12 protein-coding genes are annotated in these 14,661 nt (G+C 32.1%); 7 read left to right on the top strand and 5 right to left on the bottom strand.

The annotated features are described in order from the left end of the window. Positions 1 to 318 precede the first annotated feature (318 nt). The 4 genes from EQM05_RS05620 (at position 319) to EQM05_RS05605 (ending at position 3,894) form a co-directional block, all read left to right on the top strand. The gene (locus EQM05_RS05620) at positions 319 to 1,203 is read left to right on the top strand and encodes a C39 family peptidase (protein WP_128749127.1); all 885 of its coding nucleotides are present in this window, start codon (positions 319 to 321) and stop codon (positions 1,201 to 1,203) included. Beyond that, positions 1,197 to 2,414 (top strand): hypothetical protein, encoded by a 1,218-nt coding sequence (locus EQM05_RS05615; protein ID WP_205694172.1) that lies wholly within the window; start codon positions 1,197 to 1,199, stop codon positions 2,412 to 2,414. The genes EQM05_RS05620 and EQM05_RS05615 overlap by 7 nt, the downstream gene beginning before the upstream one ends. A 100-nt stretch (positions 2,415 to 2,514) precedes the next feature. Next, positions 2,515 to 3,129, top strand: coding sequence for a matrixin family metalloprotease (locus EQM05_RS05610; protein ID WP_164917205.1), 615 nt, complete (start codon positions 2,515 to 2,517; stop codon positions 3,127 to 3,129). Between the two features lie 21 nt (positions 3,130 to 3,150). Beyond that, positions 3,151 to 3,894, top strand: coding sequence for a hypothetical protein (locus tag EQM05_RS05605; RefSeq protein WP_128749124.1), 744 nt, complete (start codon positions 3,151 to 3,153; stop codon positions 3,892 to 3,894). A gap of 42 nt (positions 3,895 to 3,936) precedes the next feature. Here EQM05_RS05605 and EQM05_RS05600 read toward each other — a convergent pair whose 3' ends face one another. Continuing rightward, the gene (locus tag EQM05_RS05600; RefSeq protein WP_128749123.1) at positions 3,937 to 4,971 is read right to left on the bottom strand and encodes a low specificity L-threonine aldolase; all 1,035 of its coding nucleotides are present in this window, start codon (positions 4,969 to 4,971) and stop codon (positions 3,937 to 3,939) included. 302 nt (positions 4,972 to 5,273) lie between these two features. Beyond that, positions 5,274 to 6,527 carry a transposase gene (locus EQM05_RS16135; RefSeq protein ID WP_128748581.1) on the bottom strand — a complete coding sequence of 418 codons (1,254 nt, stop codon included), beginning with the start codon at positions 6,525 to 6,527 and terminating at the stop codon, positions 5,274 to 5,276. A gap of 210 nt (positions 6,528 to 6,737) precedes the next feature. Here EQM05_RS16135 and EQM05_RS15695 point away from each other — a divergent pair, with 210 nt between their 5' ends. After that, the gene (locus EQM05_RS15695) at positions 6,738 to 6,890 is read left to right on the top strand and encodes a hypothetical protein (protein WP_164917204.1); all 153 of its coding nucleotides are present in this window, start codon (positions 6,738 to 6,740) and stop codon (positions 6,888 to 6,890) included. A gap of 70 nt (positions 6,891 to 6,960) precedes the next feature. On the opposite strand, the gene EQM05_RS05590 is transcribed toward EQM05_RS15695, so the two are convergent. Both EQM05_RS05590 and EQM05_RS05585 read right to left on the bottom strand, forming a co-directional pair. Next, entirely contained in the window at positions 6,961 to 8,160 is a 1,200-nt protein-coding gene (locus EQM05_RS05590) for an FprA family A-type flavoprotein (RefSeq protein ID WP_128749122.1), read from the bottom strand. 44 nt (positions 8,161 to 8,204) lie between these two features. Continuing rightward, on the bottom strand, positions 8,205 to 10,109 hold the full coding sequence (locus EQM05_RS05585; RefSeq protein WP_128749121.1) for an acyl-CoA dehydrogenase family protein: 1,905 nt from the start codon (positions 10,107 to 10,109) through the stop codon (positions 8,205 to 8,207). A gap of 465 nt (positions 10,110 to 10,574) precedes the next feature. Here EQM05_RS05585 and EQM05_RS05580 point away from each other — a divergent pair, with 465 nt between their 5' ends. Next, a complete protein-coding gene (locus EQM05_RS05580) occupies positions 10,575 to 10,943 on the top strand; it encodes a DUF6483 family protein (protein ID WP_128749120.1) in 369 nt (122 codons plus the stop codon). Positions 10,944 to 11,533: 590 nt separating this feature from the next. Then, positions 11,534 to 13,162 carry an IS1182 family transposase gene (locus EQM05_RS05575; RefSeq protein WP_128748411.1) on the top strand — a complete coding sequence of 543 codons (1,629 nt, stop codon included), beginning with the start codon at positions 11,534 to 11,536 and terminating at the stop codon, positions 13,160 to 13,162. Positions 13,163 to 13,620: 458 nt separating this feature from the next. On the opposite strand, the gene EQM05_RS05570 is transcribed toward EQM05_RS05575, so the two are convergent. Next, a complete protein-coding gene (locus EQM05_RS05570; RefSeq protein WP_128749119.1) occupies positions 13,621 to 14,538 on the bottom strand; it encodes a LysR family transcriptional regulator in 918 nt (305 codons plus the stop codon). Positions 14,539 to 14,661: the final 123 nt, after the last annotated feature.

Genomic DNA, 14,661 nt, shown 5'->3' with positions numbered 1-14,661 from the left:
AATCAATATCAATGTAATGTCAATATAGTCTATGAATAATCGGATAAATTTGTTCACTATATTTATTATCCTCTATATATGTATATAATATTCACTCCACGTTATCTATTGCAATAACTTCTATGTGGTAATGTTTATATAAAATAATCAAAAGTATAAACGCTGAAAAAAACTATACCTATTTATACGTCTATATTATAAATAACTGAATGTATCATAAATTCTTTGAAAATTCTAATAATTTATAAAAATGAATTGATTTATTTACAAAATTGCATTATAATGTAACTATAATAAAATTTTGGGAGGCATGTGTTTATGAAAAGGATTAAATCTTTAGTATTATCAGTTTTGGCTTCTAGTATTTTACTAACAGTAACAAATTCAACTGCTTTTGCTGAACAGATAATATTAAATCCTGATGGGTCAAAGCCATGTATTGTTTACCCGTTAGATCCGACATCTAAATTGATAGCTGACCAAAAACAAAACTTAGCTAAGATGCATATGGATGCTAAGCTTGGGAAAATTTCAGGATCATATGTTAACTCATCAGAAAAGAATTTTCAAGACAAATATGGCAGTAAAAAAAGAGCATTAACCTTAAATTCAAGCAAACCTAATACTCAATTGATGTCTTTAAGTGTACAAGCAACGAGTTCATATTCTTGGAATAGTATAAGTTCATTATTACAACAGTCACAAATAAATTCTTACTACTGCGGCCCTGCAACCGCTGTAGAAATTTTAGGTTCTAAGGGTGTCTATATAAGTCAAAATACAGCAGCTAGTAGTCTTGGCACTACTACAAACGGTACTGATTGGTATAATGGCTCTATATATCCCATGCAAGCAACTTTAAATTCATATGAAAATGGTTATTGGTATATTACTTATGGAACAAATATTGATGCTTCTACATTTCAAAATGATGTTGTATATGATATTGATAATGGTTATGGTGTTGCTGGAGATGCTTGGGAAGTTCCCGGAGGACCACATTTAGTTGGACATCCTACTAATAGGACAATATTTCATTGGTTTGCAATAGATGGTTATTCTAACTATGGTAGTACAACCCATTATGCAGATTCTGTTTATGGAGCTAGTTCTATATCATGGTCGGGTAATGTTCCACAATATTCAAATTTAGCTTCTACTACAATTGCTCAAATTGTTAACGGAAGAGGAATAATATGGTAAGGCGTTTTTTTACCATTGTATCTTTAATCTTAGTTTTGTCCTTTACTGGATGTATGAATAGATCACCTAAAACAGTTATAACGAATCAAGGCAATACAAGTTCAATAACTAATAGTATACAAGAAACTAAAGGTCAATCAACAACACCATTATATTCAATTAAATCATCCTTACCTATAGTTTCTTTAAAAGATGCATGGAATAATGCAAATATAAAATCCATTGATTGCATGCTTCAGGACAAAAGAGGATGGTTTCCCCTTTCTATGTCAAATGATGGAGTTATAGTAGCTACAGTACCTTCTCAAAACAATAAACCTGAGGAAGTAATATTATATAATTCTATTAATAATACTTACACTAGTATTTCTAAATTAAATAAAGAATCTCAGCACGGATCTGCAGATATAAATGACCAATGGGTTGTCTGGACGGAATCCCTTGACCAAAGTTTTCTAATTTGGAAAATACATGCATATAATAGGGTTACGCATCAAGATAAAGTAGTTTTTGAAACACCTAAAGATTCTAATGATAACGGTTACCCCGGACCAGAACCTAATCCTAAACTCTATAGAGATGAATTCATATGGAGTCAGGTAATAGGCATAGGAAGCAATAATGCGCCTCTTATAAATATAAAAAAATATAATTTACTTAATAATAAAGTTACTGATTTAATATCCCAAGGTGCAAATCCAAATATAACTAAAGGCTTTATAATTTGGATGGGTAAGGATGGTAATAACAAAAATTCTAAGAGTGCGTTATTTTGGAATCGAAATAATAAATCGGAACAGATATCTACTGAAGATGAAGTTGAATATTTTGCAAACAGTGGTGATTCTATAGCGTGGTCAGGGCATAAATTTTCAAGCCCAAATAAGTGGGTAATAGGATTTATTGAAAATGGTAAAGATCAATTATTATTAGAAACAGATGATTCAAATGCTATACAATTTTTAACTATGAGTTCTCGACTCATTGCTTGGACAGAATATTATAAAGTACAGGTATATGATAGGAAATTGAAAAAAGTTGTGACATTACAAGATAATGATGCCTCATATTCTAGTACTTTTACAAACGAAAATTATCTATATTGGACAACTCCTATTATTCAAGATAGTAATACTCGACAAGAAGATGCTAAAAAAAATGGTATTTATTTAACTAAAATTAATATCTTAAATTTAAATGAGCTTAATTGATAAATCTTTTAATTTATATACTATTAAAAATGCCAGGGCATTATGCCACGGTTATCTCAATTCTCTTTCTAACTTTATGATAATAATGTGGAGGGATAAGATGAAAAAATTAAAAAAATCACGAATAGTCATTCTAAGTATCTTTTTTACTTTCATGTTTTCCATGACAATTTATGCAGCAGATTATCATACTTGGTATGATAGAACATTAAATGGGGGCGTGGGTAATTACGGATATAATAACAGATACTACTTTATAGACAGCTCTGCAATTAACGCTGGGAATGAAACATTAACAGTAAATGCTATGAACAGTTGGATTTATACAAGTAATATAGTTACTACGCCAATATCTTTCCAAAGAACAACTACTAAATCAGAAAGCATTATGGATATATACAATGGAAGCTATTATCCTGCCGAAGAATATATTTATGGAGAGACTCTTTTTTGGTTATCTGGTACTAGGATTTACCCATATAATCCTGATGGTAGTAATTGGGCATGGACACAAATCCACCTCAATACAGTATCATTTAATACTTTATCCCAACAGAGGAAGCAAGGTGTTATAGCCCATGAAATGGGTCATGTTATGGGATTGGCTCATAACCAAGACTGGGGACCAATCGTTTTAATGTACCCATATGGAGATGAATTAACTGTTTCAAGCCCTACATCTCATGACTTATTCGGAATTAATCATTTATATTAAAGTGGATAAGGAGTAAAAGATATGAAAAAAAGATTGCTTAGCATATGTATTTTGAGCTCATTATTGATTTTTAATGGTTGTTCATCAAAAAACAATAACGAGAAAGCAACAACATGCAGCCCAAATAAATCAGAGCATATAACTATACAAAATGATGTTAAAACAAATAATCCTGCAAGCAAAGAAAATGAAAAAATTGAGACCATAGTTTCAGAAGCAAATATGTCATCAAGATACGTATTTTTTAACAATTTAGTAACCGATGCAGAAATAGTAATAGAAGGTGAGGTTTTGGATGTAAGCTACTTTGATTATAACGGTATTCCTCGCACAAAGTCGCAAGTAAAAGTTACAAAATCTTATAATAATAATGCAAAAGACGGCGATGTTTTAACGATTATAGAATCAGGTGGGATAACAACAAAAGAAAAGATTATAAAGTATACAGGGGCTGCAGATAAGTTTGGTATCAAGCCCACTGATGAAGATAAAAATATAAAAGTTAAGTATTCTCTCGGCGGTTCTGAAACTATGAAACCCAAAGATAAAATACTGATTTTCGGAAAACAATCGGATGGAAACTTTTATAATCTTGCAGAAAAATATTACGTAGTTCTTGGATCTTATCTTGGTAAATTCAATATAAAAGATAATAAAATTCAAAGATTTGTATCTACCAAAGTGAAGGAAGATACTGATTTTGATAAAATAAGTAATATTAATGATTTTAGAAAAGAGTTAGGAATACGTATAAAAAGTAAATAATATTGTTTAAAGGGGGTAAACACTATCCCCCTTTTATTGTTATTATAATGAACGTATATCCTCAAGCAGCTGCTCCACATCTTCTTCCTTTGTTGCCCAGCTGGTGCAGAAGCGAACAGCACTATGATCCTTATCCACCTGCTTCCAAAATGAAAATACATATTTCTTTTCCAATACTTTAAGCTGAGCATTAGGTATAATAGGGAACTGCTGATTGGTTGGAGAATCAAAAAGTAACGAATATCCCTTCTCCTTAAATGCATCCCTTATTTTATATGCCAGCTCATCTGCATGTTTTGAAATTTCAAAATATAAGTTATCCTCCAAAAGAGCAATGAACTGAATTCCTAGAAGGCGTCCCTTTGCCATCATTCCTCCATGCTGTTTTATAAAATATCTGAAATCCTTTTGAAGTGCTGTGTTTGTAATAACAACAGCTTCTCCAAACAATGCACCAACCTTTGTGCCTCCTATGTAGAACACATCACAAAGGCTTGCTATGTCAGGCAGAGTTAAATCATTGCCCTCAGCCATTAAGCCATAACCCATTCTTGCACCATCAAGATAAAGTGGAAGATCACATTTATGGCATACCTCACTTAATTTTGTCAATTCATCCTTGGTATAAAGTGTTCCATTTTCTGTAGGGTTTGAAATATAAACCATACCAGGCTGTACCATATGCTCATGAGAAGCATCATTCCAGTGATCATCATATAGCTTTTGAACCTGAGAAGCTGTAATTTTGCCATCTGTACTTGGCAATGTAAGTACCTTATGTCCTGTAGCTTCAATGGCGCCTGTTTCATGAACATTTATATGTCCTGTTTCAGCACAAACCGCTCCCTGATGTGGTCTTAATATGGATGCTATTACTGTTGTATTTGCCTGAGTGCCTCCCACAAGAAAGTGCACCTCTGCTTTATCTGATTTGCATAATTTTTTTATAATGCTGCGTGCTTTTTCGCAATAAATGTCCTCGCCGTAACCAGGGGTCTGCTCAAAATTACTTTTATTTAAAAGCTCTAAAACCTTTGGATGAGCACCCTCTGCATAATCACATTCAAATCTTATCATTCTAAAACCTTCCCTTCCTTTTTTAGATTAGTAAAAATTAGTTGCTTTATATTAAAATTTATTAACTATACTTAACCCATGTATTAATTATAAAACAAAAACTATTGATTATCCATCTACTAATTTAATTAGCAGAGATTTCGCATCTAAATTCCAGTAAAAGATTTACTTTTACTGGAATTGTATTTTATTGTACTTTCTTACATGGCTGGTAAATCAACAGACCGATATGTCGAAAAAATAGTTATAATTACCCTTACCCTAAGAAATTTTAATAATCGATTTCCAATTTTATTTTTATATTAAGTCTTTTTAAATATTGGATTATTCCAGTTGTCATCTATAGTAAATCTTTCATCTTTTATATCTTCAATAATATCTATTTGAAGCATCCGTTTCTTTCTAAAACCTCTGATACATCTAAAAAAATATAACTGCATCAGATTAAACGCTATAATTATAAACATCAGTACTGTCTCTACGCCCGTAGGGCTATGAAGAAAGCAATGATCTAAATGCCATTCTGTTTTAAGCTGATGAAAGGCATTATTTTCTATATCCCACCTCTTGTGCATTATCTTCCACAAGGTTTCTACTGAGGCAAATTTGTCTGTTGTTATAATCCAGCCTTCTTTAATTTCTACCTTATCTCCAGTATGAATTTCTTCTATAAACCTTATAAATCTAACTTTGATAGTCGGATCTGATATTTCAAAATTATCTTCATCCCAAGCTTTAATTTTGGTATAGTCTTTACTTCCCTGCTTTACAATCCATTTCTTATCAGCCTCACGGCGCTTAAATAGAGCTAATGCATCCTTTACAATGAGAAGACGCTCATCTTTAACTCTTACTACTGCATTCATTCCTATTGAAAGGACTTCTTTTATCCAAGTAGATTTACAATATAAAGCATCAGCTACTATAATATCGGCAAAATGGTGATATTTACGATATAATTTTTTTATTAATCTTATACCTCCGGTGATTTCACCTTCATCTTTATTCGAACTATCTTTCTTAGGTTCAAGCATTTCTTGTCCTAAAATAACATGGGGATCCGAACCTACGGTAGTACAAACTACAGATCTGTGGAAATGACGAGTAGTGCCATCCTTATTCTTTCGTGAAAGACATTTGTCACAAAATTTTTTAGCACTTTCAAATAATTCTACACCATCTACAGCAACTACCTTTAAGCCATCTATGGTACCATTTCTAAATATCTTATTTTTTATCGTAGTTCTAATTATACTATCATGAATATTTTTCAAACCATTCAAATCAAAATCACTTAAGCAGCGCCTAACGGCATCAATGTGAATCATTTTAGTGTTTTTAGGTAATACTTTTTTAAATTTACCTTTTTTAAGCCAATGCTCTAACCTGTTGAAACTTCTTATTTGAAGCATAAATCCAAACAAAACTACAAAGGTGATTGTTGAAATTTTTACTAGAGATTTTATCTTTTTATCCTCTAAGGTATTGATTTTTTCACCTATATCGTATACTTTATTAATATAGGTGAGCATTTGTTTTAAATAACTTTTATTCATCTTAAGGCATCCTTTCTATTGTGTTGTGCAAAACTATTATAAAAAGGATGCTTTTATTATGCAAATTTTTTTTATAATTTCCAGTAGAAATCGGATTTTACAATGTTTTTATTAAATACTAGCAAATCAATATAAATCAGCGGGCTGCGCCCTAAAACTTTTTTAGGTGCTAAACTTCTGTTTAATTAGTAGATTCTAAGGGATCAATTAATGTCAGCTAATAAAATGATCAGCCAGGTTGAAATTTACACAGCAATAGGATATGTCCTATTTGGAGTCACATTTGCAATTAACAAAAATATAAAAAATGAAAAGAATACAAATGTATCTACAGGAAAATGGGATTTAAAAAAACTTAATTAAATAAAAAACCTGTTTAAGAATAACTATAAAGTTACCCTTAAGCAGGTTTTCCGGAGTTATGTTTTTAAGACTACTTCATTGACTGAATAATGCTGTCAGCCAATGCATCCATTGAGTCGCTGTCATCTGGTTTCATTGCGGAAGTTACTGTCATTTCATTATCTAATATATTCATATCTTTCATATCATCCAATAACTCATGCATAAGCTTGCCTGACTGAGGAGCCCATGAACCATTTTCAATAAGAGCTACTGTACGTTTTTGAAGATTTAATGCCTTCATATGTGATAAATAATTCAGGATTGGAGGATAAATCTTAAGATTGTATGTTACAGATGCAAGTACCAAATGGCTGTATTTAAATGTTTCAGAAATTAAATAAGAAACATCAGTTTTTGAAGCATCATACATAACAACATTGGTCATTCCCTTTTTAACAAGCCTTGTGGCCAAGTCATTAGCAGCAGCCTCTGTATTGCCGTACATTGTTCCATAAACAATCAGTACACCCTTTTCTTCAGGTTCATATCTGCTCCATTTATCATATTTATCAAGATAATATCCCAAGTTAGATCTCCATACTGGTCCATGAAGAGGGCATATAGTCTTAATGTCAATAGTGCCTGCTTTTTTAAGCAAAGACTGAACATGAGGGCCGTATTTTCCAACTATATTTGTATAATATCTTCTGGCATCATCAATCCAGTCTCTATCAAAGTTAACTTCATCATTAAACATTTTTCCGTCTAGTGCGCCAAATGAGCCGAAAGCATCAGCTGAGAACAATACACCATTTGTTGTATCAAATGTAACCATAGCTTCAGGCCAGTGTACCATAGGAGCATAAATAAATACTACATTATGTTTTCCAAAGGACATGGTGTCGCCTTCTTTAACTTTTGTTACCTTTCCATCTATATGGAATCCGAACTGGTTCATAAACATAAATGCTTTTTCTGTGCATATAATTTTTACATTGGGATATCTAAGCAGTATCTCTTCAATGCAGGCTGCATGGTCAGGCTCCATATGATTGATTACCATATAATCAAGTGGTCTGTCACCTAAAACTTCCTTAATATTTTCAAGGAACTGACGGCAGATTGACCAATCCACAGTATCAAAAAGCACTGTCTTCTTATCTAACAGAAGATAGGAATTATATGAAACTCCTCTTGGAATTGGATGAACATTTTCAAACAGGGCCAGGCGGCGATCGTTACCACCTACCCAATAAAGATCCTCAGTTATTTCTCTTACACAATACATATATTAAATCCTCCTTCACTAAAACTCATTATTTAAAATTGAAATTAGACTTCAATAAACATGTCTTTTCCTTCACCGCAGGCTGGGCAATTCCATTCATCAGGAATATTCTCAAATAAAGTACCCGGAGCAATTTCTCCATCTGGGTCTCCAACACCAGGATCATACTCATATCCGCATCCATTACATACATAGTGTTTCCATGTTGGGGTAACTTTCTTTGGAATAGCTCTCTTCATCTTCTTCATTGGTGGAGCCGGCTTCTTAGCTTCTCCATTATCTAAAGCTTTAATAAGCACTGGAATAACCTCCATCATATCTCCTACTATGCCATAGTCTGCATTTTTAAATATCTTAGCATTTGGATCAATATTTATAGCAACAATTGTACTTGCTTCCTTTATTCCCTTCAAATGCTGACCTGCACCGGAAATACCGCAGGCAATATATAGATTTCCTTTAAACTTCTGGCCAGACATACCAACATAACGATTCAATGGTACATACTTAAGCGTTTCAGCAACAGGACGAGATGAACCTATAGCTGCACCAGCCTGAACTGCCAGGTCTTCTATAAGCTTCATATTCTTCTTTTCACCTACACCCATACCAGCGCTAACTACTCTTTCAGCCTTAGTAATAGGTGTATCTATAGGAATTCCAACTGTGAAATCATATCCATCCTTCTTAAGAGCATCTACAAGAGCGTTAACCTGATCTTCAATTGTTCCATCCTTGAATATAATCTTCTTACGATATCCTGTAGCAGGCTCTCTGTGAGAACTTCTTACAGCATCACTCTTTGGCATTTTACCAATGATATTAGCTGCAATAACCACACGCTGAATTTCATTTGTTCCTTCATAAATTGTACAAATCTTTGCATCTCTGTATGCACGTTCAACTGCCATGCCTTTCAGGTATCCGCTTCCTCCAAAGATTTGAAGAGCATCATTTACTATCTCTAAGCAGGAATCAGATGCATATTGCTTTGCCATAGCTGCTTCCATACTGTATCTTTCATGATTCTGCTTAAGCTCAGCTGCACTGTAAATAAGCAGTCTTGATGCTCTAAGCTTTGTAGCCATATCTGCAAGTTTGAAAGATATAGCCTGCTGCTGGCATATAGGTTTTCCAAACTGAACTCTTTCTTTTGAATACTCTAAAGCATTTTCATAAGCACCCTGTGCTATACCAAGAGCCTGGGCTGCAATACCTATACGACCGCCATCCAAGGTAGCCATTGCAATTTTGAAGCCCTGTCCTTCTTTGCCTAAAAGATTTTCCTTTGGAACTTTTACATTATTGAAAACAAGTTCTGCAGTTGCAGAAGAACGAATACCCATTTTGTCATAGTGTGTACCAAATGTAAATCCTTCCCAACCCTTTTCTACAATAAATGCACTAATGCCATGAGTTCCTATATCTGGTGTTGTAACAGCAAAAACAACATAAACATCAGCTTTTCCAGCATTTGTAATAAATATCTTTTCACCATTTAAAATATAATGATCTCCATCCAATACAGCAGTGGTTTCTGTGCCACCGGCATCACTTCCTGCATTTTCTTCAGTAAGACCAAATGCTCCTAATTTCTCTCCCTTTGCCATTGGAACTAAATACTTTTGCTTCTGTTCTTCTGTTCCGAAGGCAGCAATAGGATATGTACCCAATGATGTATGGGCTGAAAGAATAACTCCTGTACCGCCATCAACCCTGGACAGCTCCTCAACAGCAATAGCATAGCTGATTACATCAAGACCAGCCCCGCCATATTCCTTTGGATATGGTATTCCCATCATTCCCATTTTGGCAAGCTTATGAACAGCATCCCATGGGAATTCATTTTCCTGATCCAAAGTAAATGCAATAGGCTTTACTTCCTCTTCAGCAAATTCTCTGATTTTCTTCCTTAAATTTTCATGTTCTTCAGTAGTCTTAAAAAACATATATCTCCCTCCTTATATTGAATACGTTTTAAATAAAAACGTAAGATTTGGCATAATTCTAAACAACAGCAGAACTTAAATACCATATAAATGTAAAGTAAATCTGCTATTTGAAAATTTGTCCTAATAGTCTAATAATATCTTATCACAATAAAGAGTTATTATCCAGTAATAATTCATTTATTATCTTTTAATAATTATAATTCGACATAAATTTAAAAATTCCTTCTTAGAAAATAATAATTATTTAAATTTTTTTTACATAATAATTAATAATGTTACAAATTCCACCTTTTTTCATATTAGTAACCAATGGTTACCAGCTCACTGTTACCTGTAACTGAAAGGTAACAGTATCTTTCTTAATACTGTGTTACAATGGTAGGATATGACGAAATAAACAAAAAGTTAAATTATTACATCACAACCTTATTCACTGCAATAAATGAAAGGACTTAGTGATAAATGTTTGAAAAAGATTATATTTTAAGAATTATAAAATCAGTAGTAAATACAGCCGTTGCTCTTTTTGCAGGAAAAGATGCTGTGAAAAGCGATGTTGATATAGAAAATTATAATATAACGATTTCAGAAGATGAATTATTAGAGTTCATGATAAAAAAATACCTAAATGAAGGCAAAGTTAACGAAGCTGAAAATATTCTTTTTGAAATTATAGAAACTCGGAAAACCAAAAAAAATTTAGAAACTGCATTATTTTTCTATAAAAAACTTAGTGAGTGGGATAATGTGAAACTTCTCGAATATAATTTTTCAAAACATGAAATCCAGCAAGGTCTAAAAGATATACGAAAATTATATGAAAAGAATTAGCTATATAATAATATAATGTTTTAAATTTTAAAATAGTTATTTCATAATTTTCTTATATTATGCTACAATCGAATAATAAATAGTTAGGAGGTGAATATATATAAAAAAATAATGATTTCGTTATCAGTTATTTTATTTTATAGGCGGAAAATTGTATTTCGATAGTAATTGGTACTCAATTGGCAGTAATCAAGTCAATGAAATGAACAAATTATATCAATCATTTATTTATCCTGAAGAAAGTGTTTATGAACAAAAATAAAAATTAAATTAAAAATTAAAGCTGTATTATTCAAAAATAAATGTTTATTTTTATATAAATTTTGATATAATATAAATAAACGTATAGAAAATAAAAATAGGGTGCTGCTAACACCCTATAGTATACAATTCTAGTTGCTTAGGCAACTGGTATCACTAAATTTTTATTAAAAATAGTAGCTATCCAATTGTGACTGGGGCTACTATTTTTTTGAGATTTTTTCTATAAGTAAGGGGCTGTTGCACTAAAATAATTGGTGCGGCAGCTTTTTTACATAAAAATAAATCTTCCACTCGAAAGAGTGAAAGATTTATAGTAAAATTAACATATGAGAAAATACATTAATTCACACAAAAATTATACTTTATATCGTGGAAATTATCAATTAAAACTTCCATTAAATATTGAGTACATGATTCCCAATAATGATTCAGTGCGTTTGCTAAGTCAATTTGTAGAGGAGATGGATTTAACAGATTTATATTCGACTTATTCCCGAATAAGGGAAAATCAGGCTACGCCACGTCAGATGCTGAAGATTGTACTTTACTCCTATATGAATCATAATTATTCATCAAGAGCAATGGAGCTATCCTGCAAAAGAGATGTAAATTTCATGTACCTTTTAGAAGGTTCACCAGCACCAGATCATTCTACTTTTGCAAGATTTCGTAGTATTCATTTTGCCCCGTGCTCAGAAACAATAATGGCTGAAATGTCAAATTTTCTTTATGAGATTGGAGAAATATCAGGAGATACTATATTTATTGATGGTACAAAGATAGAGGCATGTGCTAACAAGTATACTTTCGTCTGGAAAAAAGCAGTTTCAAAAAACCTGGAGAGATTACTTTCTAAATTAGCTGATTTTGTAGCCGAATGTGAGGAATTGTATGGAATAAAGCTTGTATACGAAAACAAAGTAAAAATGAAACATGTAAAAAAGCTACGCAAAAAGCTTTACGCCTTGAAAAAGGAAGAAAATATTGAATTTGTACATGGATGTGGTAAAAGGAAAACTCCTATTCAACGTTCTATTGAAAAACTTGAGGAATACCTTAGAAAGTTAAAAGAATATACACAGAAAATCCATACCTGCGGTAAACGTAATAGCTATTCCAAGACAGATAAAGATGCAACCTTTATGAGGATGAAAGAGGATGCTATGAAAAATGGTCAGTTAAAACCAGGTTACAATGTTCAGAATGGAGTAGATTCCCAATATATAGTATGGGTTACTGTTTGCGATAAGCCTGGGGACACAACAACATTGATTCCATTTATAAAAAGCATGGAGAATTCCTTGTACTTTAAGTATTTTAAAATTGATGCGGATTCAGGTTACGAGAGTGAAGAAAATTATCTTTATATCAAAGAAAATGGACAGCTATCATATATTAAACCAGCAAATTATGAAATATCAAAAACAAGAAAATATAAACATGATATAAGCAGAATAGAAAACATGGATTATACTGAATTGGGCGATTATTATACTTGCAAAAATAATAAGAAACTAACAGTAAATAAAATAGTAAAAAGGAAAAGTAAGACTGGCTATATAAGTGAAAAAACAATCTATACTTGTGAGGACTGCAGTAACTGTGTTTACAAGAGTAAATGCATAAGAGGACATAACTGTAAAACGCCATTAGAAGAAAGGGTTAAAAATCTTGAGACTTCAAAACTATTCAACATGCTTCGCAAAGAGGATCTTGAAAGAATTATAAGTGATGATGGTTGCGAGTTGAGAATGAATCGAAGTATTCAAGCCGAAGGCTCTTTTGGAGAGATAAAACAGGATATGGGATTTCGTAGATATCTATGCAAAGGTAAAAAGAATGTTTTGGCAGAAAGTATTTTGTTAGCAATGGCACATAATATAAATAAGCTACATAATAAAATTCAGTTAGATAGAACTGAAACGCATCTTTTTCCACTTAAAAAAGGTGCATAATTATCAAACTTTAAAATTTTAAAAACTCTGCAAATCAAAAAAAGCCTTAATATGAAAGGCTTATTAAAGTGCGTCTTTTTTTAATTATCAAGCTCATTGGGGACTAAAATATCATTAAATTTTCTATAAAACACAAAAAAAATGCTGCCGCGTTAGCATATTTTTTTATGCTAATGCGACAGCCCCCAATTAAGAATAAACCACCTTGAAATAGCAACATTAAAACGTCGTTACTCATATGTATCACCTCCCTTCAGCAGGGATGAGTGATACCAGTAGCCCACATTAAACTATATTGAATTGTACTAGAAGATTATAACATAGGATTTATGGTATTTCTATAATTAATATCAATTTTAATATTAACCAGCCTTATACTGTGCCATAGTGGTAATTTAGTGCGACATATGAAGGATGCAAAACAACTTACTTCTTACTTCTTAGTTCTTCCCTCTTACTTATCCACAAACCGCTTCCTTTACCATACTAATATAATCCTGTACATATTGTGGCTGATAACTGTTTTTTCTGTACACTGCAAAAAGTTTATCTGTCATTTTAGGGTTTCCTATGGAAAAATAAACTGGGGCTTCTTTCAAATTAATATGCTTCAAATGAGTTTCCAGGCCAAAGTAAATTCCAAAACCATAGGAGGCTAAACGGATAGCACATTCAACGCTTCTGGTTTTCATTACAATATCAGGCTTTGTATTCATCTTATTAATAAGATTAATTGCTATCTCCCCGCTCCTTTGATCTGTTTGGTTAATTACAAATCTATCATTTTTAAATCTTTTAATATCAATCCATGGATATCTGCATCCTTCTATTTTCTTTCCTTTGTAAGCCAGAGGGTGATTTCTCCCCACTACCATTATGATTTCCTCATTTTTAAGAAGTTCACAATCCAGCATTGGGTTGTGCCCTGAATAATTAAATATTCCTATGTCTGCATCACCATTGATTAAAAGCTTATCTATTTTATTAGATTCAGTTTCCTCTAAAAAGTTTATTTCTACATTGGGATACTTTTCTTTAAACCTGGGAACAGTCTCCGGTATAAGATATGGACTCCTTACTATTCCACAGGCAACATTCAGTCTTCCTTTTTTATGATGTACTATGTCAAAAAATTCATCATCTAGATCCTTCTTTATTCTTAATATTTCTTTAGCATACCTTATATATGTTTCCCCTGCATAAGTTAAAATAAAATTATTTCCTGCTCTGTCAAAGAACTTTATATTAAGCTTTCTTTCAAAATTCTGAAGATATTTGCTTAAAGACGGCTGTGATATATATAATTCCTTGGCTGCTTTTGAAATACTGTTATTTTTAGCAATACATAAAATATACTGCAATTCTTTAAAATCCATTTTGTCTCACCTGCTAAAATATAGTTTTACTGCATAAAAAAAATAGTAAATATGTATTGGACATACATATATGAATATTATATACTAGAAAGCGGTGGAAAAAAAGGTCCAAAAATTCGTAAT

Source organism: Clostridium sp. JN-9, assembly GCF_004103695.1.
Lineage (GTDB): Bacteria > Bacillota > Clostridia > Clostridiales > Clostridiaceae > JN-9.
The sequence above is the reverse complement of the archived record's forward strand: the minus strand, read 5'-3'. Positions and strand labels throughout refer to the sequence as shown.